Below are 24,291 nucleotides of genomic sequence, written 5' to 3'. Positions count from 1 at the left end.
AACAACCACGAAACTTATAATGGATCGCTGACTGCTCGAACTCGTAGCTGACACACTACTGGCCGACATGAGTTTCCTGGTAACGCACCTAAGACGGCTGTTTCGGACGACCCCGGCGGAGATCTACCGGTGTACGAACTGCGGCTGTACGTACGAGACCAACGACACGACCTGTCAGGAGTGTTGGAACGAGCGACTCGTTCGGGTCGAGTAACCGACACCGCCTCGGTTCGCTGACCTCGAGAAACGGGTTCCCGAACGGTCACTCGAGCGTCACGCCGCGATCAGCGAGCAGCGTCCGGAACTCGTCTTCGTCGGCGATCGGGACGCCGTTGTCCTGTGCGTCCTCCCGTTTCGTCGCGCCCGGATTCGAGCCGGCGACGAGGTAGTCCGTGTTTCCCGAGACGCTGCTCGTCGCGTTCGCGCCGTGTGCTTCGACCGTTTCCTGCGCTTCGCTGCGGGTCATCCCCTCGAGCGAGCCCGTAAAGACGAACGTGAGCCCGTCGAGTTCGTCGCCGCCAGCATCGGTGTCGGCTTCCTGTGGCGAGACGTGTTCGAGGATGTCGTCGACGACGGCGGCGTTAGCGTCGCTCGTAAAGAAGTCGTGGATCGTCTCGGCGACGGTGTCGCCGATCTCGTCGACGTCCTCGAGTCGGTCGGGGTCGGCCGCGGCGGCCTCGCGGAATGTCCCAAACGTCCCGAACTCGCCTACGAGTTCGCGGGCCGTCGTCGGGCCGACGTGGGGGATACCAAGCGCCGAGATAAAATCGGGAAGCGGCGGCTCGCGGCTGGCCTCGATTTCTGAGAGGAGGTTGTCAGCGCTTTGCTCGCCCCAGCCTTCGAGGTCGGTCAGGTCGTCGCGCTCGAGGGCATAGAGGTCGGCGACGGACTCGAGGAGCCCGGCGTCGACGAGTTGGCGGACGCTTTTCTCGCCGAGGCCCTCGAGGTCGAGGCCGTCGTCACCGGCGTAGTACTCGATCGACCGGCGCAGCTGAGCGTCACATCCCAGGCCACCGGTACAGAAGGCAATCGGCCCGTCGCGCTCGACGGGGCTGTCACAGACCGGGCAGGTGTCTGGCAGTTCGTAGTGGCCCTCGCTACCCTTTTCGACGACCTCCTCGACATAGGGGATCACGTCGCCGGCCCGCTGGACGCGGACCGTGTCGCCGACGTTGACGTTCTTCTCGGCGATCTCCGCGGGGTTGTGCAGGCTCGCCCGCGAGACGGTGACGCCGCCGACATCGACCGGCTCGAGCAGGGCCACGGGTGTCAGTCGGCCCGTTCGACCGACCTGAACGGCAACGTCTGCGATCGTGGTCACCTCCGCGCGGGCGGGGAACTTGTAGGCGTACGCCCAGCGGTCGTGGCGGGCCGTCCGACCGAGTTCCTCGCGGGCCTCGCGGTCGTCGACCTTGATCACGACACCGTCGATCTCGTAGTCCAGATCGTCGCGGGCTTCGAGCATCCGATCACGGTAGTCGATCGCGCCCTCGATCGGGTCTCGCGGCTCATCGCCGCTCGACTCGTCCGCGGAACTCCGTTCCGCGCTTTCGCCGACGACCTCGACGCGGTCGTTTATCCGCAGGCCATAGTCGGGGAAGGACTCGAGTTCGGCCTGGTGGCTATCCGCGAGTTCGCTGGCCTCGAGCACGTCGAAGAAGAAGACAGAAAGCGGGCGCTCGGCGACGACCGACGGATCGAGTTGGCGGATCGTGCCAGCGGTAGCGTTGCGGGGATTCGCGAAGGGCTCATCGCCACGCTCGATGCGCTCGCGGTTGTACTCCTGAAAGGCGTCTTTGGGCATGTAGACCTCGCCCCGCACCGCGAGGAACTCGGGGTGGTCGCCGTGGAGTCGCTGCGGGACGGAGCCGATAGTGCGCGCGTTGGCCGTCACGTCGTCACCCTCTCGCCCGTCCCCGCGGGTCACGGCGCGCTCGAGTCGACCGTCCTCGTAGACGAACTCCATGGAGACGCCGTCGAACTTGGGTTCGCAGACGTACCGGACGGTCCCGACTTCGCGTTGGACGCGGTCGGCGAACGCTCGAACGTCCTCGGCCTCACCGCTCGCGTCGATCGACAGCATCGGCGCGACGTGGTCGACCGTCTCGAACGCCTCGAGCGGCTCGCCGCCGACGCTTCGCGTGGGGCTGTCGGGATGGGCGAGGTCGAATTCCTGCTCGAGGTCTTGCAGGCGAGCGAAAAGCGTGTCGTAGGTCCGATCCGCGATCAGCGGCTCGTGTTCGACGTAGTACCGGCGGTCGTGGACGCGGATGGCCTCCCGGAGGTGCTCGACTTGGCGTTCGGCCTCTGTCTCTGAGAGTTCCTCGACCGGGTCGAAATCGGTCGGTGGCTCCCGGAGATAGGGGTTGTCCTCGTCCGCGTTCTCGTCGGCGACTGGCATCGCTCGAGGGTAGCGTCTCGCCCCGGTTAATGCTAACTGACCGGGCGTGGCCGAGCCGCCAGCGATCGTCTCGAGACAGTCTAGCGGGTTACTTCCACGGGTTCTCGACCAGTTCGGTGTGCACGCTCGGGCCGACGGCGAGTCGGCAGTCGGCCCGCGGCTCGGCGACACACAGCAGGACGTAGCCGTCCGCCCGGTGTCGGTCCTTCAGTGCTCGCTGGCACCGGCGATACGCGAACGCGTCGTCGACGTCGAGAGTGCGGTCGTCTGACTCGTGTCCGGTGGCCTCGAGCAGCCGACCGGCACAGGTCCCACAGGCACCGGTTCGACAGCCATAGGGCAGTCCGATCCCATCGCGTCCGGCCGCCTCGAGAACCGTCTCGTCTTCGCGGACCGCGAGCGTCCGCGTCCGACCGGTAGGCCACTCGAGACGAATCTCGTGACGGTCCATCGGCCCGGTCACTGCCAGACGTCGCTCGTGCAGTCGCCGTCGGGCCAGCGGATCTCGTGGGCGCGGGCTGGACCCGCCGGGCATTCGCCCCAGTCGACGAGGAAGTCTTCGTCGAGCTCGAGGGTGCCCGTTCGGGGATCGACATCGGCTTTCAACATTACCGAGCCACGTTCGGCCTCCTCGGGGTAGAACTGGTCGTCCCACGAGGAGAACAGCGAGGTGGTCCAGTAGAGTCGCTCGCCGTCCAGCGAGAGTTGCAGCATCTGCGGACCAGCGACGATTTCCCGTCCCTGGACTTCCCGGACGTCGCCGAAGGTGCCGCCGACCGACAACGAGTCGGCCCGTCGTGGGTTCGACGGGTCCGAGATGTCGTACATCCAGACCTCGCCGTGGAGCCAGTTCGAGCCGAACAGGTAGCGATCGTCCAGCGAGATCAGGATGTCCGTCGTCAGGCCGGGAACGGGCATATCCCAGTCGGGATGCTCGCGGGCCTCGAAGTCGATCGCCTTCTCGGCGCGGTACTCGCCAGCCTCCTCGTCGCGCCAGAAGTGAAACATGTTCGACGAGAGTGCAGTCCCGACGAAGCCGTGCGTCGATTCGGGCGTATGGAGGAATCGTACCTCGAGTGGAATCTGGCCTTCCTCGCCGAGGTCGATCGTCTGTTCGACGGTGCCATCCTCCCAGTCCCAGAAGTGGATCTTCTGGCCGTACTTGCCCTCCTCGACGTCCTCTAAGTCGAAGGCCGGATAGTAGGTCTTCGGCGCGGCCCACTCAGTCGAGACCATCACGTTCTGGCGGGGCTGATACCAGTAGTCGTAGTTCATCTCGATCTCGCCCGGAGGCTCCCACCGGCCCTCGATCTCGAAGTCCTCGTTCAACTCGAGGAAGCCGCCGGGAAGGTCGGCGTCGCCGAGCATGCTGATCAGAATCTGTCCGTCCGGAACGCAATGAACTGTGTGCGGGGCCGAGAGATCGTACTCGAAGACCTCCTCGGGTTCGATCACCTCGACCAGTTCGGGATTGCGCCGGTCCGCCGCGTCGATCACGTGGAGCCGCGAGGAACGCTGACCGGGGACGATCAGGTGTTGGCGCTCGAGGCCCTCCATGTGACACGACGACGAGCAGGCGTTCCACCCGAAGTGGTGGAGTTCGTCACCGCGGTTTGGCATCTCGATGCGGTCGACGATTTCACAGTACGTGTCCGACTCGGGATCGAGGTCGACGACTGCCACGAAGTCCGGCGCGTCGACGTCAGTGCCGACGTAGAGGCTCATCACGTAGGCCAGCTTCTCCCGACCGCCCTCCTCGATCGCGGCCTGTGGCGTCGCGTACCCAGGTCCCTCGTGGTTGTGGTGGTGCTCGTGGTCGTGCTCCGGTTGTGCGCTTCCTTGCGTGGGACTATCACTCATGGCGTCGCCAACCACAAACACGGGTATAAATCTGACCCGAGGGGACGTGACGGGAAGGTACAGAAGCTACGACCAGGGGCTGTCGCCGACTTCGGCACGTACCCTCGGGCCGACCTCGATGCGGCAGTCGGTTCGCGGGGACGCGATACACAACAGGACGTAGCCGTCGGTCCGCTCGCGGTCGGTCAGCGCCGCCGGGGGACGCCGATAGGTGAACGCGTCGGTGTCGCGTGGCTGCTCCGCTCCGCTCGCGTCGGATTCGGACACTCCGTCCTCAAGCGCGAGCAGCCGGCCGACGCAGGTGATGCAGGTCCCCTTCCGGCAGTCGTACGGCAGCCGGACGCCCGCCCGCTGGGCCGCCTCGAGGACCGTCTCGTCGTCGGCAACCTCGATCGTCCGGTTCGGGCCGTCGAGCCGCTCGAGGGTTATGTCGTGGCTCGTCATCGCTCGATCCCCGCAGGGCGGCGTTCGGTCGAGTTACTCACAGTCGATGCTACCACCGACGTCGCAAAAAGTGTGCCTGGGGGTCGCCTGATACGATCTGCTGTCACGAGTTATCGGCGCGACCGCAGGGAGACTCGCGGTCGCGCCAGCACTGACTGACAGGCGTCCGTATGACTGTCGTCGACGCCAGCGGGGTCTTCGAACGAGTCCCAGTATTTACCCACGCTCGACCCGTAGAGCCGAATAGATGGGACAGGGAACGGAATTCGGACTGGTCGATCTCGAAGAGGTCGACAGCCCGGGCGACGAGTGGGAAGAGATCGACGTCTCAGATACCGAAGCGGATCGGATCGCCCGCAAGCGCGACCGGGAGTTCGAACAGTTCGAGGAGCGAATCAAAGACGCCGACCAGTTCAAAGTCGAGCAATCTGTGTTCGACGATGCGACGTTCGCAGCACTGTACAAACTGGTCCAAGACGGCTACGTCGAGGCCTTCGGCGGGCCGCTCTCGACGGGCAAGGAGGCGAACGTCTATCACGCATTGGGTGACGATCGCGAAGTCGCGGTCAAGATCTACCGGATCAACGCTTCGAACTTCCGGCAGATGCGCGACTACTTAGAGGGCGATCCCCGCTTCGAAGGACTGGGCGGTCAGAAGAAAGACGTCGTCCTCGCGTGGACGAAAAAGGAACTGGCGAACCTCCGGCGAGCGAAAGCAGCCGGGGTGCGGGTGCCCGAACCGATCGCGACCGAGCGCAACGTCTTAGTCATGGAGTACATCGGCACCGAGGACGGTCGCGCGAAACGCCTCGGCGAGGTCCACATCGAGAACCCCCAGACCGCTTACGAGGTCATGCGCGAGTACATGCGCCGGCTCTACTCGGCTGGACTGATCCACGGCGACTTGAGCGAGTACAACGTCGTTTTCGACGAGACTGAGGGCCAACTCGTGCTCATCGACCTCGGGCAGGCCGTCACCGTCCACCACCCCAACAGTCGCGACTTTTTGGAACGCGATTGCCGAAACGTCGCCTCGTTTTTCTCCCGACAGGGACTGGACGTGACCGAAGACGACCTCCTCGAGTTCGTCACGAGCCCGGAGCCGGACCCGTCTCGAGACTGATCGCTGCAGCTCGGTAACAGAGACAGATCCGACAGGACGCCCGGAGTACGAAACATAGCTGTCGTCCCAAACAGCCGAATGCGTGGGTTCAACACACGCATTCAGTGGGGCCGGACCAAGGTCTTAACCTCACCCAGCCAGTAACGGACTGTATGCAGCACGTGAAGATTCCGCAGGACCGCATCGGCGTTCTTATTGGCGAAGGAGGCGAGACGATGCGCGAGATCGAGGCGGAAGCCGAAGTGCGACTCGACATCGACTCGGAGAACGGCTCCGTCGCCGTCGAAGCCGTCGGCGATCCCGTGCTCGGACTCAAAGGTCCCGAGATCGTCCGCGCCATCGGTCGCGGCTTCGCTCCCGAGGACGCCCTGCGACTGCTCGAGGACGACATGATGTTGTTCGACGTCGTCGACATCGACGCCGCCGCACGCAACAAAAACGACATGAAACGCAAGAAGGGCCGACTCATCGGCGAAGGTGGTCGGACCCGCGAACTGATGGAAGAACTCACTGGTGCCGACGTCGTCATCTACGGCTCGACGCTCGGCGTCATCGGCGCACCACAGGAGGTCGACGCCGTCCGCAGCGCCGCCGAAATGCTGCTGGATGGGGCCCCCCACGGTGCGGTCTACTCCTTCCTCGAGGAGAAACACAACGAGATGAAACACCAGGGGCTGGAGTACCACCGGTTCCCCGGCGGCCAGTCCTAAGTTCTCCTGCTCGCCCTCCGTTTCCGATTTGTAACGGAACACGAGATGGGATTCGAACCGCATGAGCGCTGCCGGTCCGCCTGATTTTGTCTCCCGCCACGCGAGTCGCTGCCGGCGCGTCAACCAATCGTACGTTCTCGAGAATTAGCGGTATAAATACCCGATACATAGGAATCCGAAACCGGCAGACGAGGGGGCGATCGAGTGTTCCCATTCGACCGGCAGCAAAAGAGTTATATAGAATCACAATCAATCCTTCGGGTGACTATGGCTCAACAGCAGATGGGCAACCAGCCCCTTATCGTACTCTCGGAGGACAGCCAGCGCACCTCCGGAGAGGACGCACAGTCCATGAACGTACAGGCCGGGAAAGCGGTCGCCGAATCGGTTCGGACGACGCTCGGCCCGAAGGGGATGGACAAGATGCTCGTCGACTCCTCGGGGAACGTCATCGTCACGAACGACGGTGTCACCCTGCTCTCGGAGATGGAGATCGACCACCCCGCAGCCGACATGATCGTCGAAGTCGCCGAGACACAGGAAGAAGAGGTCGGTGACGGCACGACGAGTGCCGTCGTCATCTCCGGCGAGCTCCTCAGTCAGGCCGAGGACCTCCTCGACCAGGACATTCACGCGACCACCCTCGCACAGGGGTATCGAGAGGCCGCCGAGGAAGCGATCGACGCGCTCGAAGAGATCGCCATCGACGTCGACGAGGACGACACCGACGTGCTCGAGCAGATCGCCGCGACGGCGATGACCGGCAAAGGTGCCGAAAGCGCCAAAGACCTCCTCTCGGAACTCGTCGTCGAGGCCGTTCGCGCGGTCGCTGACGACGATGGCGTCGACACGGACAACATCAAAGTCGAGAAGGTCGTCGGCGGCTCGATCGAGAACTCCGAGCTCGTCGAGGGTGTCATCGTCGACAAGGAGCGCGTCTCCGAGAACATGCCGTACTTCGCCGAGGACGCCAACGTGGCGATCGTCAACGGCGACCTCGAGATCAAGGAGACCGAGATCGACGCCGAAGTCAACGTCACCGACCCCGACCAGCTCGAGCAGTTCCTCGAGCAGGAAGAACAGCAGCTCCGCGAGATGGCCGAGCAGGTCGCCGACGCCGGTGCCGACGTCGTCTTCGTCGACGGCGGCATCGACGACATGGCCCAGCACTACCTCGCACAGGAGGACATCATCGCCGTCCGCCGCGTCAAGTCCAGCGACCAGAGCCAGCTCGCCCGCGCGACCGGCGCCACGCCCGTCTCGAGCGTCGACGACCTGACCGCCGAGGACCTCGGCGTCGCTGGCAGCGTCGCCCAGAAGGAGATCGCTGGCGACCAGCGCATCTTCGTCGAGGATGTCGACGATGCCCAGGCTGTCACCCTCATCCTCCGCGGTGGCACCGAGCACGTCATCGACGAGATCGACCGCGCCATCGAGGACTCCCTCGGTGTCGTGCGCACCACCATCGAGGACGGCAAAGTCCTCGCCGGCGGCGGCGCACCCGAGATCGACCTCTCGCTCGCCCTGCGTGACTACGCCGACTCCGTCGGCGGCCGCGAGCAGCTCGCTGTCGAAGCCTTCGCGGACGCGCTCGAGGTCATCCCACGCACGCTGGCCGAGAACGCCGGGCTCGACCCCATCGACTCGCTGGTCGAACTCCGTAGCGCCCACGACGGTGGCGACACCGGTGCCGGCCTCGACGCCTACACCGGCGACACCATCGACATGGACGCCGAAGGCGTCTACGAGCCGCTGCGCGTGAAGACCCAGGCCATCGAATCCGCCACCGAAGCGGCCGTTATGCTGTTGCGCATCGACGACGTCATCGCCGCTGGCGACCTCGCCGTCTCCCACGACGACGATGAGGAAGACGAGATGCCGCCGGGCGGCGGTGGCATGGGCGGCATGGGCGGTATGGGCGGTGGCATGGGCGGCATGATGTAAGAGCGGTTCGGAACGAACGTAGTGAGTGAGAAACGCTGAAAGCGAGCGGGGAACGGAGTGACCCGCGAGCTAAACCTAAATTTTGCTCTGCGGGCCGCCGAAGGCGGCCCTCGGCAAAATTTAGTATAAAAGCACTCCTCCCTCCGTTCCGGGTCGCATCGCGACCCGTCACATCGGTCGTCGGCCCGAACGCGACGCGTTCGGTGAACGGCGTCGCTCGGGTTCTTCGAACCGCTCGCTCGCCGACAGTGGGTCCAAGGCTGAGCGGCCACGGTGGGACTACTACCGCTTGCAACACCGCCTCCTATTTCGAGTCGGCCCATCTTTCGTTGCCGGTTCGTCGTCATTTCTGCATTCAATTCACACATCCCACCTCTCGGAATCTCGAGCAGCTAATCGTTAGTCAACACCCCACACGAAACAATCATATATTTTTCACTACAAGTGGTGGGAGTGACGAATAATACCGGCAGAAAACGAGACGTCGCGGCGTCCTTCAGCGACGCGACGGACGGCTATCTGGAAGGGAACGTCCTCAAGCAAGGCGCGGACCTCGAGCAACTCGTCGACTGGTGCGGTGACGCGACGTGTGCGCTGGACGTGGCGACTGGTGCGGGCCACGTTGCTGGGTCGCTCGCCGACGCTGGCGTCTCGAAGGTCGTCGCGTCCGATCTCTCGCCGGCAATGGTCCAGACGGCGACGACGGAGTACCGTGGACTCGAGGGCGTGGCGGTCGATGCCGAACGGCTTCCGTTTCCCGCGGACCAGTTCGACGCGGTCACCTGTCGGTTCGCCGCCCACCACTTTCCCGACCCCGAGGCCTTCCTTGCGGAAGTCGAGCGCGTCCTCAAACCTGGAGGCGTGTTCGCGTTCGAGGATCTCTGCGTGCCGGCAGATCCCGAGTTAGCAGCCTACGTCAACCGGATCGAGCGATTACGCGATTCGGGGCACGTCGAGACCTACTCCCGAGCACAGTGGCTCGACTGGCTCGACGCGACGGGGTTGACCGTCGAAACGGTCCACGAGACGAGCCGAGAACTCGAGGTCGACGCCTGGCTCGACCGCATGGCCGTCCCCGAGGGAGACCGCCAGCGGATTCGATCGTTGTTGTCGGACGCACCGACCGACCTCGAGGCGGAGTTCGAGTTTCAGTACGAGGCCGACGGCGAACGGCTCGCGTCGTACCGAACCGGCGTCGTGTTGCTTCACGTGACTGCCTGACGATACGTCGTGGTGCCTGCTGTCGGTAGCTACTGACGAAATATAAGTACTTACCCACAATAGTCACGAGTATGAACACGCTCCTTCTGGACAGTGACGACGTCGACGAGTACGCCCTGCTCGCTGATGTCATCGACGCCGTCGAGGGTGCCTTCGGGGCCTTCGAACGTGGCGATACGCAGATGCCCGCGAAATCCTATATCGACCTCCCACAATATAACGGCGACTTCCGGTCCATGCCCGCCTACCTCGACACCGGCGAGTGGGACGCCGCAGGACTCAAATGGGTCAACGTCCACCCCGACAACCCCGAGGACCACGACCTGCCGACCGTCCTGGGGACGATGATCTACTCCGACCCGGAGACCGCGTTCCCGCTCGCGATCATGGACGGGACGACACTCACGATGAAACGCACCGGCGCAGCGGCGGCGGTCGCCACCGACTATCTGGCCGTCGAGGACGCCTCGAGTCTCGGGCTCGTCGGGGCCGGCGTCCAGTCCTATATGCAACTCGAGGCGATCAGCCAGATCCGACCGATCGAGGAGGTCGTCGTCTCGGACCTTGACGAGGACCGCGTCGAGCACTTCGTCGAGACCTACGACGACCAGTTCGACGTTCGCGGCGGCTCGATTTCGGAGGCCGGGAGCTGCGACGTGCTCTCGACGGTAACGCCGGTCGAGGATCCGATCGTGGGCCTCGAGGATGTCGGCGAGCACACGCACATCAACGCCATCGGCGCCGACGCCGAGGGGAAACACGAACTGGCCGACGCGGTGCTCGAGGCGGCCCGGATCGTCATCGACGACCACGAGCAGTGTACCCACTCGGGCGAGATCAACGTCCCCTACGGCGAGGATGTGCTGACTGATGCGGATATCCACGGCGAGATCGGCGAACTGGTCGTCGGGGCGAAAGACGGGCGGACCGACGAGACTGGCATCACGGTCTTCGACTCGACCGGACTCGCGATCCAGGACGTAGCGGCCGCACACGTGGTCTACAAGCAGGCATCGACAGACGGTGCGGGCCACCCGTTCGACATGATCGGCGTCGGCGAGTCGTAGCCAAACCCGTTGACCGGTGGCTCTCACAATCGCCGTGGAATGGAGCCAGTCATCGACAGGTCGTCAGCGTAGTGGACGACCGGGTCGCCGACCGGTGTCGGGAGTCCGTTGGCTTCAAACAGAGTGTTCTCGTGGATCGTTACGGCAGCGGGCTGGAGCGGCCACGGATCGTGGGCGATCTCACCGACGAGGACGCCACGGCCAGTCGGCGCGTAGAAGCGACGCCGGGCGGTGAGCCAATATGCGAGCGTGTCTGGCTCGGCGGTAAAGACAGGACCATCAGAGCGATACGTCGCGGCAAACCGGGCGGGGCCATCACGCGTCCGCGCTGTCTGCAGCCGGTCGCTCGCGAAAACCACGTGATTCTCCGCGGTGGCCCCAACCTGGATCGTCGCGTCGGAGACGGGCAACCGAATCGCTCGACCGATGGCCGTCGCGAGCAGCGACCTGTCGATATCGATACTGAAGAAAAACAGCCCGGGATCGCCCCGATATCGAACGTAGGTTCGGACGGTGAGTGCTGGAAACGCCAGCCGCATGATCGGCGGCGACCCGCGGAGACCGACGTTCGTGAGCACAAACGAGAGGACGCTCACCCAGGCGTGACCGTTCCGCGTCTCGAGGGCCAACTGCCCGGGCACGTGCGGTCGAAGTGCCTCCGGATCGACTCGCCAGTGAGCGAACAACCCATCGCGCCAGGTCATCGAAGTGACGTGTGGGACGTTCAGTGCCGACCCGCCTGTGAACGGCCATCGAAACGGCACCGTGCGTTGTTCGGACATCCTCGGAACCAGCGACTGCTGTCCCACACCTACAGCGGACCGGGGTATAAACTAGATAGTCTGTTGTCAGATCCAAGGATGGTTCGGATATCGCCACCGTAGGTGCGACCGGTCAGTTCTCGATTTCGATCGCTGGCCGACCGGGCTCAGCGTTTTTGAGGACGCTCTCGTCTGCCTCGTCGGCCTGGACGACGTTGACTGGGGCCTCGAACTCGCGTTCGATCAGCCACGCGGCCGCCTCGAGTGCGTCGTACTCTTCCTCGGGTGTGAGGCTCATCGACAGCGCTTCACGTTCGGCCTGGAGGTCCTGCCCGTAGTCGGCAGCGGCATCGCCCTGCTCGCGGATGTGCGACTGCTGCATCAGTTCGCCGATCAAGTTGTCCGCGTCGCTCTCGATGGCGATTTCCAAGGCGTCGTACTTCCAGTCGGGGGCGATGACGACGTCGATCCCCTGTGGATCGTCGATGCCCGCGACCTCGACGATGTCGCGGATGTCCTCGCGGGTATTCTCGACCAGCCGACGACGCTTGGCGACGCGATCACGGTCGATCTTCGCGGTCGGCCAGTTGGCCTCGGCAACAAAGCCGTCGCCGCCAAGTTCATCATATAGCTCTTCAGCGAGGTGGGGCGCGACGGGCGCAAGTAGTCGGACGACGGCAGACAGCCCACGCTCGTATGTCTCGGCGTGGGGCTCGGTGTAGTCGGCGTACTGGCGCAGCGTCCGCACCAGATCCTGCGTTTCGCGCAACGCCTTGTTGAACGTCAGGTCGTCGTACTCACCGCTGGCGATGGCGATCGTCGCGTCGATCTCCGCGTCGACGTAGCTGGCGATCGCATCGTCGTCGCCGTCGGGCTGATCCGCGACGTAGTCCTCGACCATCCCCTCGAGTCGGGTGAGGAAGGCATAGGTCGACTGCACACCTTCCTCGCTCCAGTCGAAGTCACGCTCGGGCTGGGCGGCCTGCATCATGAACAGCCGCGCCGTGTCCGCACCGTAGTCCTCGACGATCCGCTGGGGCGAGACGACGTTACCCTTCGATTTGGACATCTTCTCGCCCTCGAGCTGGACCATGCCCTGTGCCAGCAGATTGGTGAAGGGCTCGCGGTGCTCGAGGCCTTCGTGGTCTGCGAGCACCTTGGTGAAGAATCGTGAGTAGAGCAGGTGCATCACGGCGTGTTCGATGCCGCCGACGTACTGGTCGACGGGCATCCAGTCGTTGGCCCGCTCGAGGTCGAAGGGGACCTCCTCGGAACCGGGCGAGACGTATCGCAGGAAGTACCACGACGAGTCGACGAAGGTGTCCATCGTGTCGGTCTCGCGGGTCGCCGGACTGCCACAGTCCGGACACGTCGTCGCCTTCCACTCCTCGGCGGCGTCGAGCGGATTCCCGGTCGTGTTGATGAACTCCGGCAGTTCGACCGGCAGGTCCTCTTCGGGGACCATGACGGGGCCACAGTCGTCACAGTGGATGACCGGGATCGGCGTCCCCCAGTAGCGCTGGCGGGAGATGCCCCAGTCGCGCAGCTGGTACTGGGTAGCCTCCTCGGCGCTCTCGATGTCCTCGGTGAGTCGCTCGCGGGCCGTCTCGCTGTCGAGGCCGCTGTACTCGCCGGAGTTGATCAGGACGCCGTCGTCGGTGAACGCCGCCTCGCTGACGTCGGGTGCGTCGGGAGCCGTCTCGCCGTCCCAGTCGTCGGGTTCGGGGGCGATGACGGGCTTGATCTCGATCCCCATCTTCTCGGCAAACGCGTGGTCGCGCTCGTCGTGGCCGGGCACGGCCATCAGCGCGCCCGTCCCGACGTCCGAGAGGACGAAGTCCGCCACGTAGACCGGGATCTCGTCGCCGGTGACGGGATTGGTTGCAGTCAGGCCCGTCTCGACGCCGTTTGGTTCGTCGCCCTCGGGGTCGGCTTCGTGCTCGATGAAGTGTCGAACGTCGTCGTTCTCCGCGGCCAGCTCCTCGCTGATCGGGTGGTCGGGCGCGAGCGCGAAGAACGTCGCGCCGTAGATCGTGTCGACGCGGGTCGTGAAGGCCTCGACCGAACCGTAGCCCTCGATCTCGAAGTCCAGTTCCGTCCCGTACTGGCGACCGATCCAGTTGCGCTGCATCTGGCGCACCGAGTTGGGCCATCCCTCTAAGTCGTCGATGGCCTCCAACAGCTCGTCCGCGTACTCGGTGATCTTCAGGAACCACTGCTCGAGTTCGCGTTGTTCGACGGGGGTGTCACAGCGCCAGCAGAGTTCGGCCTCGCCTTCGACCTGTTCGTCGGCCAGCACGGTCTCACACTCGGGACACCAGTTGACTTCGGCGTCACGTCGTTCGACCAGTCCTTCCTCGTGGAACCGGGAGAAGAGCCACTGGTTCCACTGGTAGTACTCCGGCGTGCAGGTGGTGATTTCGCGCTCCCAGTCGTAGCCAAAGCCCATCGACTCCATCTGGTCGGTCATCGTCTCGATGCAGTCGAACGTCCAGTCACGCGGGTTCGTGTCGCGTTCCTTGGCCGCGTTCTCCGCGGGGAGACCGAAGGCGTCCCATCCCATCGGATGGAGCACGTCGTCGCCTTGCATCCGGCGATAGCGGGCGTACGCGTCCGTGATCGTGTAGTTGCGGACGTGGCCCATGTGGAGCTTGCCGGACGGATACGGGTACATCCCCAGGACGTACGTCGGATCCTCGACGTCGTCGGGCGTCCGGTAGACGTCTTCATCGTCCCACGCCTCCTGCCAGCGCCGTTCGACCGTCGCGTGGTCGTATCCCTCGTCACTCATTTGCTTATATACGTCTCTGTGAGACATCTCCCTATACCTTTCCATACACTAGCCCGTCAGGCCACTGTACGGCACCGCGTACCGCCCTCGAAAACGAGTTTACGGGAGCCGACTTTTCGCTCGAGGATTACTCGATGTCGATCTGCTTCGAATCCTCGCCACCCGACTCCTTCGGCAGCCGAACCGTCAGCACACCGTTTTCGAAGCCGGCTGCCACCCCGTCCTCGTCGACCGGTTCGGGGAGTCGAATTCGTCGATTCACCGAGGTCTCCGTCCGTTCGCGGCGAATGTAATGCCCCTCGGCGAACTCGCCCTCGTCGATCCGGTCGGCCTCGAGGCGCAGCGTCCCGTCCGAGAGCGTCAGCTCGATGTCCTCGGTCTCGTAGCCGGGGAGGTCAGCCGTGACGACGTACTCCTCGTCGCGGTCGGCGACATCGACCGGCACCGTCCCCGGAACCTGCAGCCCGCCGGCAGCCATCCCCTCTTCGACCTGTTGACTCACGCGGTCGAGCAGTTCCTCTACTTCGTCGAACGGATTGCGTCGCATACGCATCTGTAGGTCGCCGACCGGGATAAATTCTGCCCGCAGAACGACGACAGAACGCTCACTCGGGAAGGGTCACGAGGCCGTCCTCGAGGGCGTCACGCAGAACTTCGCGTGCGTGGCCGTCAGGATCGACGCCCTCGTAGACCGCCTGCACTTCGCCGTCGGCTAGCAGGAACGTCGTCCGCGCGGGTTTGCCGTTCCGAAGTTCGACATCGAAGGCCGCAGCGAGCTCGGCGTCGGGATCTGCGAGTAGGTCGAACTCGAGGCCTTCCGACTCGCAAAAGGACTGGTGGGAATCGACGCCGTCGGTCGAGACGCCGTAGACGTCGACGCCAGCGTCCGCGTAAGTCTCGCGCTCACGCTGGAACTGGTTTGCCTCGACGGTACAGCCGGGCGTGTCGTCTTTCGGGTAGAAATAGAGGACCGTCGGCGCTGCGAACGCGAGGCTGACGGTCTCGCCGTCCTGATTCGGTGCGGTTACGGTCGGCGTGTCGTCGCCTGGAACGAGAGGCATACTCGTGGTAGCGCGGGGCCCGAAAAACAGTTTGTGGTCGGCCAATACGGCGGTGTCCGAGACGATACTGGCCTGGTTCGGTAACGGCCAATTCTGCCCACGTCGGTCGGATTATGCATGACGGTTCGCCTAGAACTGCCGATGATCGACACCGTCCTTCACACCGGATCGGAACACCCAGACCTCCTGTGGATCCTCGTCCCGGCGTTCCTCTCGTTCCTCGCGGGACTCGGCGCAATGACCTACGCCGATCGCATTCGAGACTGGGTTCGTCCTGCCGACAACACCGCCGCAGAATAATCGGTTGACCGCCGCTCGAGGCGTCGCGCTGCTCGTTCGACGCGATGCCACCCGCTTACTCGACGACGTGTTCGGTGTCGTACGAGCCGAGCCGCCGGACCCAGCCGTTCTCGGCAAGCTCTTCTAAATCTGCGATCGCTTCCTGGGTGCGCGACTCGTAGAGACCGGCCTCGAAGTCGATGTGGAAGACGTAATCGCCCAGCCGCTGGCCGCTTGGACGCGATTCGACACGGGTCAGATTGATGTCTCGATCCGCGAACGGCTCGAGCAACTCGAGCAACAGGCCGGGGTAGTTCGCGTTCGGGTAGACCACCAGCGAGGTCTTGCCGCCGCCGGTCGAGCGCTCGTCGGCGGGCGCGAGCGCGAAAAACCGCGTCGCGTTCGAATCCTGATCCTGGATGTCCTCGGCCAGCACCTCGAGACCGTCGCCGTCGGCGTTCGCCGGATGACCAATGCCCGCGACCGACGGGTCATCGCGGGCGAACTCAACGCCCTGGGCCGTGCTCGCGACAGCCTCGAGAGTTGCGTCGGGATACTCGCGCTCGAGATACGAACGACACTGCGCCAGCGCCTGCGAGTGACTGGCGATGGTGTCGAACTCCGGACCCTGTGCGAGCAAGGCGTGGCGGATCGGGGTGACGATCTCGCGGACGACGGCGACGTCGTACTCCGCGATCGCGTCGAGGCTTTCGGTCACCGAGCCCTCGATACTGTTTTCGATGGGAATGACGCCGCGGTCGTACTCGCCGGCGGCGACGGCGTCGACGATCGCCGTCACCGACTGGCGGAAGTCGATCTCGCCGTTGTCGGCGATCGCGCTCGTCGCCCGGTGTGAATAGGTTCCTTCGGGTCCCAGCGTAACTGCAGCCATTACGGGCCGATAGTGCAGTACGGGTCAAAAGGCCGTCGGGTCTTCCAGTTCGATCGACACCTCCCGCAGCCGCCCCCGAGACGACCGTGGTTCGGCTGTCAGGGCTGGTACACGCCACGCGCGCTGGACGACGGCATCGCTACCGGCTGGTCAAACGAGAGAAAACAACCCATCGGACGGACTACTCGTCTAAGTGATCGATTCCTTTCTTCGAGACGTTCGCTTCCGTGATCTCGTCGGGCATCCAGTCAGGCTTGTCGCTCGGCGCCGTCTCCTCCCACGCCCAGCCCTCGTAGATGTGTACCTTGTCCGTCCCCTTCTCTCGTAGTTTGAGCTCGACGCGGTCGGCTTCCTCCTCGCTCGAACCCGGCTCGAGCCGTCGGGCCGCCTTGAGCGCGGCCTGACGGGGCGTATTGCCGGAGAAGACACTCGATTCGTCACCGCCCGATTCGCGCAGTGCAAAGTTTCGTTTACCGTCTTCGCGTACCATGATTGTCGCCTCCGTGTCAAACGAGCACACGACCCGACATAAAGATATCCCCGAAAACCGACCGACTGCGTCGGTATGTTTAAGTACAGCGCGAATGCCATCCTTTCACAGTATCTCCAGTCGGAGACTGGCGCCGTGTCGTCATTACCGCCTCAGCACGTCGTGGACGATCATTCGCACAGGCGTCGAAAACACTTAAGTACATCCTACGGCGAAGTTCGGAATAGAATCCCGCGATGGTACGGAAAAAGAAGCTGAGTCCAAGCGGTGCGAAAGACGACGACGGCAACTATCACAACGTCCACCTCAATCTCCACGAGGATGAACTCGCAGTCGCGGGCATGGATATCGGCGACGAGGTCTTCGTCCGAGTCCGGGACGGCAAAATCATCATCCAGAAAGCCGACGAAGACGACGTCGAACACGAGTTCTAAAGAACGACCTTTTTACGCCTCGGGTTCGCTCTGCGAGCGAACCACTCTCTGCTCACGGACGCGAAGCGTCCGTTCGCACGGCACGCGGGACCGGAGGTCCCGCGCTGGGCGCAAAAATCTCGACCAAAAAGAGCCGCTCGCTCACTTCGTTCGCTCGCGGTACAAACGCTTGACCGCTACTGCAGAATCAGAGCCAAATTCGAGAAAGTCGCCGTCTTCTCAGCGCAGCGCCTCGAGATCGAACTCGAACGCAGAGACCGGTACCTCGAGGTCGTGTTCGACGAGTACCTTCGGATGGACTTCACCGATCACGCCGACCTCCTCGCCATCGATGACGACCGCGGCGGTTCGACCCGAAATGAAGGTCGGGTGGTCGGTCGGCGGTGTCTCGAGGTCGACGTCGAAGTTGCGCGCGAGCGCCTGGAGCCGTGCCTTGGCATCCTCGTAGCCGGCGTCATGACTGGCGATGACGGCCCCGACGCGGCGCCCTTCCGTGACACCGGTGTTTTCGTCTTCGTCGACTGCGGCGGCGAAGCCGATCTCGGCGAGGTCCTGCGGGTACGCGCGATGGGTGTTGCGCTCTAAGACCATCAACAGCGAGGGCATGACCCAGGTCCGCAGCATGGTGAAGTCCTCGCTGTAGGGTTCTTTGATCGTCGCGGGTTCGCCGGCCCCGTAGACGTCCGCGCCCGGCTCGACGTCGAGCCGGTCGTAGTTCTCTTCCTCGCTGATCATGTGGAAGTTCAGGAGGTCCTCGAAGCCCAGCCCGACGAGCCCCTCGCGGGCCGCGCGCTCGAGGCGAGACCGCTCGTGACGACCGCCGACGGTCCCCACGTCGGGATAGCGGGGCTCGAGGTCGTTGAAGCCGTAGGCGCGCCCGAGATCGTCGATGATGTCCAGCGGGTGGAGCACGTCGACGCGATACGGTGGGATCGTCACTTCGTAGACGAGGTCCCCATCCTCGTTTTCTTCCTTTTCGGCCTCGAGACCGGATCGCTCGGCCAGATCGATCACTTCGGCGGGGTCGAGCCCGATTCCGAGGATCGTTTCGATACGGTCGTGGGCGACCGTCTTCGTCTTCATCGAGAGGTCCGGGCGGACGAGGTCGTGGTCGGGATATTCGACGGTGACTTCCTCGACCGTGGCTCCGCGGGCTGACAGCGCGTAGCAGACGATATTCAGCATCTTGTCGATCGTCCACTGGTCGGTGCCAGTCATCTCGACGAACAGGTCCCGCGAGTCCGTCGACACCTCCGTGCGACGGCCGTTGATCACCGGCGGGAACGAGAACAGCCCGATGTCGTCGTAGATCGCGGGGTAGCGCTCGTACTCGCTGATGAGATCAGCGTAGGTCTGGCCCGTCTGGTGGGTCTCGAGCACCTCCGCGGGCGTCATCTCCGCGTCGGAATCGAGGGGTACGAACTGATCGCCGTCGGGTTCGACGCCGACGTACTCGATCGTCGGGTTGCCTTCGGTTGCGGCCGTCCCTTTCAGCATCGTCAGATCGTGAATCCCGATCGCGCCCTTCGCGCGCTTGCGCCCCATCGTCGCGTGAAGTTTCTCCTGGAGCTGGATGAGCGACTCGAGGGCCTCCTCGTCGAGGTCCACGTCGCGGATCACCGCGCCCGTGACGTACGGGCGCTCGTCGGGGACCGACTCGTCCACTTCAATGGTCCAGTCCGCCGAGTTCGGCGAGGGAACGTGGACCCCTCGCGCGTCGCCGTACTGGTAACGCAGCGACCGGGCGACGCCCTCGACCGAGAGCCGGTCGAGCCGGTCCGGCGCGAACTCGAGTTCGAACGTTCCCTCTTCGGTTCGGCCCTCGAACTCGAGGCCGAGGCCGAACAAGTCCTCTTTCAGCTCCTCGTCGCCTTTCTCCTCGTGGCCGGTCAGGTCGCGCAGTTCGTCGGGGTCAATGTCGACCGTAGGCATCAGTAGGTCACCTCCGTCTCGCGAAGCAGTTCCAGATCACACAGCGTCCCGTGGATGTCCCGGATGTCCTCGAAGCCGTACATCAGCATGAGCAGTCGTTCTAAGGCCAGTCCCCAGGCCATCACGTCACACTCGACACCCAGCGGCTCGAGCATCTCCTCGCGGAAGATGCCCGAGTTACCAATCTCGACGAGCTCGCCGGTCGTCGGGTGAGTGCCGAACAGCTCGAAACTCGGCTCCGTGTAAGGATTATAGTGGGGCTTGAACTGGATGTCCTCGATCCCGAACTGGGCGTAGAACTCCTCGAAGGTGCCCATCAGATCGCGCACCGAGAGGTCTTCGGCCATCACCCAGCCCTCGATCTGGAAGAACTCGAGCAGATGGGTCGGGTCGAGCGTGTCGTTGCGATACACTTTCTCGACGCTGAAATAGCGCTGTGGCGGCTCGAGTTCGCCGATCTCCTCGCCGGAGAGGTATCGCGTCGACAGCGAGGTGGTGTGCCCGCGCAGGGCCAGCGCCCGCGCGAAGTCCTCGTCCCACGGCGAGTGATAGCCTTCGCCGTCCGGGCCGACGCCCTCCTTGTGCGCGCGCTCGACGCGGTCGACGAGGTCCGTGGGCAACTCGTCGATGTGGGTCGGCTGCTCGAGGGCGAACCGATCCCAGTGGGTGCGTGCGGGATGGTCCTGGGGCATGAACAGGCAGTCGTTGATCCAGAAGTCAGCGTCGACGTGGGGGCCTTCCATCTCTTGGAAGCCCATCCCCACGAGGACGTCCTTGACGCGCTCGGCGGTCTGGCGCAAGATGTGAACCTTGCCACCTTCGAACTGTTCGGCGTCTGCCTCGACGTTGTACTCGGCGAACTCGACGTTCTCCCAGTCGCCGCTGGTGAGCAGTTCCGGCGTGACCTGGCCGACCGTCTCGGCGGTCTCGATCCCCGCCATCAGCTCCGTGACGGCGAGTTCGGTCAGCGTCACCTCACGAACCGTCGACTCGTGACGGTCGAGCAGGCCGCGGCGCTCGAGTTGATCCAGCGTGTCCGCGTCAACAGCGACGCTGTCGACTGGCGCATCGTCGACATCGGCGAGTGCCGCAAGCGCGTTCGCTTCGGCGTCCGTATCGGGCTCTGCGTCGGGATCCGCGGTGATTTCACCGCTGTCGATGATGCCGTAACCCTTGCGCGCGTAGTTCGAGAGCGCGATATCGACCGCGCCGCCCTCGAGCCCGGACGCGCCGATAACCTGTCCCATCGAGACGGGATCGTCGTCGGCACCGGCCTCGAGGGCAGCCTCGTAGAGCCGGACCTCGGGGAGTTTCTCCTCGGCGTACTCACGTCCTTCGTCGGTGAGCGCGATCGTTTCGTCGACGCGTTCGCTGACGGCGACCAGCCCCTCGTCCTCGAGTTCGAAGACCGCTCCGGTGACGGTCTCGGGGGGGAGATCAGTCGCCGCGGCGAGGGCGTCGACGGACGTTGCCTCGTCCGCACTCGCGGTCTCTAAGACCGCGACCTGTTGTGCTGGAAGTTGCATTCGCTTGTTTGGATGGCTGCGTGTCGGTCAGTTAGCGGTTCCGATACTGCCCCGGGCGGCTCCCCGGCAGCGGCGTCGAACGGTCGGTTTCGCCGCGTGCGTCCGATGTGGACGCTCGCGGATCCACCGGCCCGGCTCACCGGGCGAAAAAGAAGCCGAATCCCGTGTGCGGTCGCTGTGGCTGGCTACTGACACCGGCACGCCCGCGGGATTCGAGTGCCATATCCGGGATGATTCGCGAGCGGGCTAAAACATTGTGATACGGATCATCACATCACGGAGTGGCGTTACCCGTCGGAGATGCGCGTCGTCTCGAGCGAGCCGGAATCGACCCACTCGAACCCTTCTTCCTCGGCAGTCGCCGTCGCTTCGGTGATCGCCGCGGGATCGAACTCCTCGGTAAATTCGATGCGGACCGCCTCGGATTCGGTGGCCGGCAGTTCGGGCAGGAAATCGTCGTCCTCGAGCAGCCCGCGAACCGAGACGGTGCCACCGGCGTCGAGGGCGGCCCCGAGCGCACGATAGCGGTCGTCGTCGGACCCGGAGTCGATATCCGTCCCGAACGAGTCGTTCGTGACGCGTGTCGTCTGGCTGGGCCCCGAGAGCGTGCCGAAGTCGTCGGTGTCCGTCGATCGACTGTTCCGACTCGAGGGTTGTGACCACGTCGGCGTCGCGTCATCCGTTGCGTTTTCGTCGTCGTCTCCGTGTCGCGAGCGTGCGGGCGTCCCTCGCAGTTCGAAGCCGTCGATTTCGCTCGAGCCGTCGGACACCGACACCGCATCCGATCCCGTCGACGGCTCCGCTTCGTCGATGAGCGAGTTGACGCCGTCGTCCGCGGTTCGAGTGGCCGTGTCCCTCCCACGAGTGTCCCGCTCGAGCGCCCACGGCGGCCACGGGTCGCCGTTTGTCGCTCCGATCGCGTCGTTGGCCGTTGCATCGGGCACGTACGCCGCGAACCCATATTCGGGACACAGCGGCTGCTCGACGGCTTCGATTCGCGAACCGTAGCGATCGCGAAGTCGCTCGAGTTCGGCTTCGTCGATCAGGCCGGCCCGCCAGCGGTCGATACCTGCCGAAAGAAGGACGAACCGCGCGTCGGTTCCCGCGAAGACGGCGTCGTTGATCGCCCACAGGACGGCAGGAAGGTTGTCGGTCCCAAGTGGCGTGTCGGGATACGTGATCGTCGTCTCGCGCCGGCGATCGTGGCGGTCAGCCGCGGTGAGTGTCAGTCCCTCGCCGGAGTGGGTGACGGACAACGACCAGCCGATCGCCTCGAAAACGGCGACGAGTTCGCGCTCGAGAGCTGCCGCCGCGTACCGGGCCGGGCAGGACAGCCCACGATCGCTCCGGGTGATGGTCCGGCGAAGCACCGTCGTCCGGTCGACACCCGTCGCGAGCGCGTCGGCAAGCGCGGTCTCGAGAGAGTCATCGCTGGCCGGCGTCTGATCGAGATCCGCAGGAGTGACGCCGAACGCGCCGAGGACGTCAGCGGAGACCAACAAGTCGTCTGACTCGTGGAGGGGCCGAGCCATCGATAGTTCCGGATTTCACGGACGACCGTATATACTTTCGTCAGACACCCGGTCGTCGCACACGCTGCCAGAAACACACGAGTGCGGGTTATCAACCGCAAGCCGCCGACACTCGTCGCGAGTCTCCGAGTCGGTCAGCGACGACGCGGTGACTCGAGTTCGATGTCGACGTCCTCGAGCAACTCCTCGACTTCGTCACGTTTCTCCTGGTGTTCCTCGAGGAACTCTCGCATCAACTGCGCCGCCTGTTCCTTGCAGTCGCCACAGAGGCGTTCACCGCCGACACACTCGTCGTAGACGCGCTTGGCGAACTCATCGTCGTCGCCGGACAGCAGGTAGGCGTAGAGTTCGTAGACCGGACACTCGTCGGCCTTCCCGCCTTTCTCGCGCTGTTCGTCGGCGGTCTCGCGGCCCCCAGTCGTCGCCGCCTTCACCTTGTCGTAGCCGTCTTCGGGGTCGTCCAGCAGTGAGATGTGGCTCGCGGGGATCGAAGAGGACATCTTCCCGCCGGTCAGCCCGGTCATGAAGCGGTGGTAGATCGACGACGGTGGCTGGAAGCCGTAGCCACCGGTGTCGACTTCGACCTGGCGGGCGAGTTCCTCGGCCTCGGCGAGATCGATCTCGAAGGCGTCGACGTGGTTCTCGTAGACCCGCTTTTCGCCCTCGACGGCGTCGATGAGTGCGTCGAACGCCTCGTCGGTCGCCCGCCGGTCGAAAAAGCGCGTGCGCGGTCGGATCGGCTCCATGCCAGCCTCGTTCAGCTTCGTCAACACCGAATCGAGGACGTCGGCACCGACGCCGAGCTCCGACAGCGGCGTCTCCTCGAGCGCCTCGGCGACGTGGACACACCGAAGCATGTCGTCGTCGAAGTCGGCAGGCTCGAGTCGCTCGTAGAACTCGACGACCAGGTCCCGCTCGGCGGGCTCGAGTTCGAAGCTGGCGTAGGCCTCGCTCACCTTGAAAAAGCGCATCCGTTCGGCCAGGTCACGGGCCAGCCGGACGTGGGGGTCCTGGTCGGGGCCGACGGGGATAACCGTGGGTTTGGGCTCCTCGAGTTGCGGATAGAGGATGTCGGCCATCTGGGTGACGACCGATTGCATGTGCGAAACGTCGGTCTCGCCGTCGAAGCCGTAGATCGCCTGCAGCTCCGAGAAGTTAGCCTCCGCGCCGAGTTCGAACGCCAGATCCTGGAGGTCGCGGTTTTCCGACTGGCGGTAGAGTGTGCCCTCCTCGGGGTCGAAGCCGAGCGCGAGCAGGGAGAGCAGATAATCGCGCGCGTGCTCGTCGATCTCGTCCCAGCTCATCCCGCGGGCCGAATTGGCCTCGAGGTCGGCGATCAGGGCGTAGGCGTCGGCTCCCTGTTGCTGATGCCAGATGATCTCGTCGAAGACCAGCTTGTGGCCGATATGGGGGTCGCCGGTCGGCATAAAGCCCGAGAGGACGGCTGCGGGCTCGTCGTTTTGTAGCGCCTCAGCGACTGGGCGATAGTCCCGGTGGCCGAAGATGACACCCCGGCGCATCAGGTAGTGCGGATTGGGTACTTCCTCGAGTACTTCGTCGAACTCCTCGATGCCGAACTCCTCGAAGAGTTTGCGGTAGTCGGAGACGCTCGAGGATCCCCAGGGGTCCAGCGCAACATCATCGGCTCCAGCGGCCCCTCCATCGGTCAGCGGTTCCCCTGACTCGGACTCCTCGAGTGGGTCGTCTCCGGTCATTACCTCGGGTTTGGCTCGGCAGCGCGCAAAAGCCTTCGGCTTCGGGCGCGTTCGATACAGACGCTCGTTTCATACTGTCTGCTGTCACGATGTGCCGGTGCACCCGTA

General features: G+C 64.3%; 21 protein-coding genes. 7 read left to right on the top strand and 14 right to left on the bottom strand.

Annotated features, from left to right (window positions below):
* Nucleotides 1-262 precede the first annotated feature (262 nt).
* The 4 genes from ligA to ACERI1_RS07475 form a co-directional block, all read right to left on the bottom strand.
* Nucleotides 263-2,401 (bottom strand): NAD-dependent DNA ligase LigA, encoded by a 2,139-nt coding sequence (gene ligA, locus ACERI1_RS07490; RefSeq protein WP_373617455.1) that lies wholly within the window; start codon nucleotides 2,399-2,401, stop codon nucleotides 263-265.
* Between the two features lie 88 nt (nucleotides 2,402-2,489).
* Nucleotides 2,490-2,852 carry a 2Fe-2S iron-sulfur cluster-binding protein gene (locus ACERI1_RS07485; RefSeq protein WP_373617503.1) on the bottom strand — a complete coding sequence of 121 codons (363 nt, stop codon included), beginning with the start codon at nucleotides 2,850-2,852 and terminating at the stop codon, nucleotides 2,490-2,492.
* Between the two features lie 8 nt (nucleotides 2,853-2,860).
* Nucleotides 2,861-4,261, bottom strand: coding sequence for a selenium-binding protein SBP56-related protein (locus tag ACERI1_RS07480; protein WP_373617454.1), 1,401 nt, complete (start codon nucleotides 4,259-4,261; stop codon nucleotides 2,861-2,863).
* Between the two features lie 66 nt (nucleotides 4,262-4,327).
* Nucleotides 4,328-4,705: a 2Fe-2S iron-sulfur cluster-binding protein gene (locus ACERI1_RS07475; protein WP_373617453.1), complete on the bottom strand. Its 378-nt coding sequence runs from the start codon at nucleotides 4,703-4,705 to the stop codon at nucleotides 4,328-4,330.
* 247 nt (nucleotides 4,706-4,952) lie between these two features.
* On the opposite strand from ACERI1_RS07475, the gene rio1 reads away from it, so the two are divergent.
* The 5 genes from rio1 (at nucleotide 4,953) to ACERI1_RS07450 (ending at nucleotide 10,770) form a co-directional block, all read left to right on the top strand.
* On the top strand, nucleotides 4,953-5,828 hold the full coding sequence (gene rio1 / locus ACERI1_RS07470) for a serine/threonine-protein kinase Rio1 (RefSeq protein WP_373617452.1): 876 nt from the start codon (nucleotides 4,953-4,955) through the stop codon (nucleotides 5,826-5,828).
* Nucleotides 5,829-5,980: 152 nt separating this feature from the next.
* Entirely contained in the window at nucleotides 5,981-6,538 is a 558-nt protein-coding gene (locus ACERI1_RS07465; protein WP_373617451.1) for a pre-rRNA-processing protein PNO1, read from the top strand.
* 282 nt (nucleotides 6,539-6,820) lie between these two features.
* Complete coding sequence (gene thsA, locus ACERI1_RS07460) at nucleotides 6,821-8,482, top strand: thermosome subunit alpha (protein ID WP_373617502.1); 1,662 nt, start codon at nucleotides 6,821-6,823, stop codon at nucleotides 8,480-8,482.
* Nucleotides 8,483-8,935: 453 nt separating this feature from the next.
* Nucleotides 8,936-9,703, top strand: a complete 768-nt coding sequence (locus tag ACERI1_RS07455; protein ID WP_373617450.1) for a class I SAM-dependent methyltransferase — start codon at nucleotides 8,936-8,938, stop codon at nucleotides 9,701-9,703.
* Between the two features lie 71 nt (nucleotides 9,704-9,774).
* Nucleotides 9,775-10,770 (top strand): ornithine cyclodeaminase family protein, encoded by a 996-nt coding sequence (locus ACERI1_RS07450; protein ID WP_373617449.1) that lies wholly within the window; start codon nucleotides 9,775-9,777, stop codon nucleotides 10,768-10,770.
* Nucleotides 10,771-10,793: 23 nt separating this feature from the next.
* On the opposite strand, the gene ACERI1_RS07445 is transcribed toward ACERI1_RS07450, so the two are convergent.
* The 4 genes from ACERI1_RS07445 to ACERI1_RS07430 form a co-directional block, all read right to left on the bottom strand.
* Nucleotides 10,794-11,552: a YqjF family protein gene (locus ACERI1_RS07445; protein WP_373617448.1), complete on the bottom strand. Its 759-nt coding sequence runs from the start codon at nucleotides 11,550-11,552 to the stop codon at nucleotides 10,794-10,796.
* 112 nt (nucleotides 11,553-11,664) lie between these two features.
* Nucleotides 11,665-14,322 carry a leucine--tRNA ligase gene (gene leuS / locus ACERI1_RS07440; protein ID WP_373617447.1) on the bottom strand — a complete coding sequence of 886 codons (2,658 nt, stop codon included), beginning with the start codon at nucleotides 14,320-14,322 and terminating at the stop codon, nucleotides 11,665-11,667.
* 127 nt (nucleotides 14,323-14,449) lie between these two features.
* A complete protein-coding gene (locus ACERI1_RS07435; RefSeq protein ID WP_373617446.1) occupies nucleotides 14,450-14,869 on the bottom strand; it encodes an Hsp20/alpha crystallin family protein in 420 nt (139 codons plus the stop codon).
* Nucleotides 14,870-14,927: 58 nt separating this feature from the next.
* The gene (locus ACERI1_RS07430; RefSeq protein ID WP_373617445.1) at nucleotides 14,928-15,383 is read right to left on the bottom strand and encodes a peroxiredoxin; all 456 of its coding nucleotides are present in this window, start codon (nucleotides 15,381-15,383) and stop codon (nucleotides 14,928-14,930) included.
* A 117-nt stretch (nucleotides 15,384-15,500) separates the two neighbouring features.
* Here ACERI1_RS07430 and ACERI1_RS07425 point away from each other — a divergent pair, with 117 nt between their 5' ends.
* Nucleotides 15,501-15,683 (top strand): hypothetical protein, encoded by a 183-nt coding sequence (locus tag ACERI1_RS07425; RefSeq protein WP_373617504.1) that lies wholly within the window; start codon nucleotides 15,501-15,503, stop codon nucleotides 15,681-15,683.
* A 55-nt stretch (nucleotides 15,684-15,738) separates the two neighbouring features.
* Here ACERI1_RS07425 and pheA read toward each other — a convergent pair whose 3' ends face one another.
* Together pheA and ACERI1_RS07415 are read right to left on the bottom strand one after the other, a co-directional pair.
* Nucleotides 15,739-16,554, bottom strand: a complete 816-nt coding sequence (gene pheA, locus ACERI1_RS07420; RefSeq protein ID WP_373617444.1) for a prephenate dehydratase — start codon at nucleotides 16,552-16,554, stop codon at nucleotides 15,739-15,741.
* Between the two features lie 181 nt (nucleotides 16,555-16,735).
* On the bottom strand, nucleotides 16,736-17,044 hold the full coding sequence (locus ACERI1_RS07415; RefSeq protein WP_373617443.1) for a non-histone chromosomal MC1 family protein: 309 nt from the start codon (nucleotides 17,042-17,044) through the stop codon (nucleotides 16,736-16,738).
* 236 nt (nucleotides 17,045-17,280) lie between these two features.
* Here ACERI1_RS07415 and ACERI1_RS07410 point away from each other — a divergent pair, with 236 nt between their 5' ends.
* Nucleotides 17,281-17,478, top strand: a complete 198-nt coding sequence (locus ACERI1_RS07410; RefSeq protein WP_008013187.1) for a hypothetical protein — start codon at nucleotides 17,281-17,283, stop codon at nucleotides 17,476-17,478.
* A gap of 219 nt (nucleotides 17,479-17,697) precedes the next feature.
* Here ACERI1_RS07410 and pheT read toward each other — a convergent pair whose 3' ends face one another.
* From pheT to ACERI1_RS07390, 4 genes are all read right to left on the bottom strand, one after another.
* The gene (pheT, locus tag ACERI1_RS07405; protein WP_373617442.1) at nucleotides 17,698-19,410 is read right to left on the bottom strand and encodes a phenylalanine--tRNA ligase subunit beta; all 1,713 of its coding nucleotides are present in this window, start codon (nucleotides 19,408-19,410) and stop codon (nucleotides 17,698-17,700) included.
* A complete protein-coding gene (locus ACERI1_RS07400) occupies nucleotides 19,410-20,936 on the bottom strand; it encodes a phenylalanine--tRNA ligase subunit alpha (RefSeq protein ID WP_373617441.1) in 1,527 nt (508 codons plus the stop codon). The genes pheT and ACERI1_RS07400 overlap by 1 nt, the downstream gene beginning before the upstream one ends.
* Before the next feature lie 287 nt (nucleotides 20,937-21,223).
* Nucleotides 21,224-22,468, bottom strand: coding sequence for a hypothetical protein (locus ACERI1_RS07395; RefSeq protein ID WP_373617440.1), 1,245 nt, complete (start codon nucleotides 22,466-22,468; stop codon nucleotides 21,224-21,226).
* Nucleotides 22,469-22,602: 134 nt separating this feature from the next.
* Nucleotides 22,603-24,183, bottom strand: coding sequence for a tryptophan--tRNA ligase (locus tag ACERI1_RS07390; RefSeq protein ID WP_373617439.1), 1,581 nt, complete (start codon nucleotides 24,181-24,183; stop codon nucleotides 22,603-22,605).
* Nucleotides 24,184-24,291: the final 108 nt, after the last annotated feature.

It is taken from the genome of Natrinema sp. HArc-T2 (assembly GCF_041821085.1).
In the GTDB taxonomy this organism is placed as follows: domain Archaea; phylum Halobacteriota; class Halobacteria; order Halobacteriales; family Natrialbaceae; genus Natrinema.
This window is presented reverse-complemented; position numbering and strand designations above follow the sequence as displayed.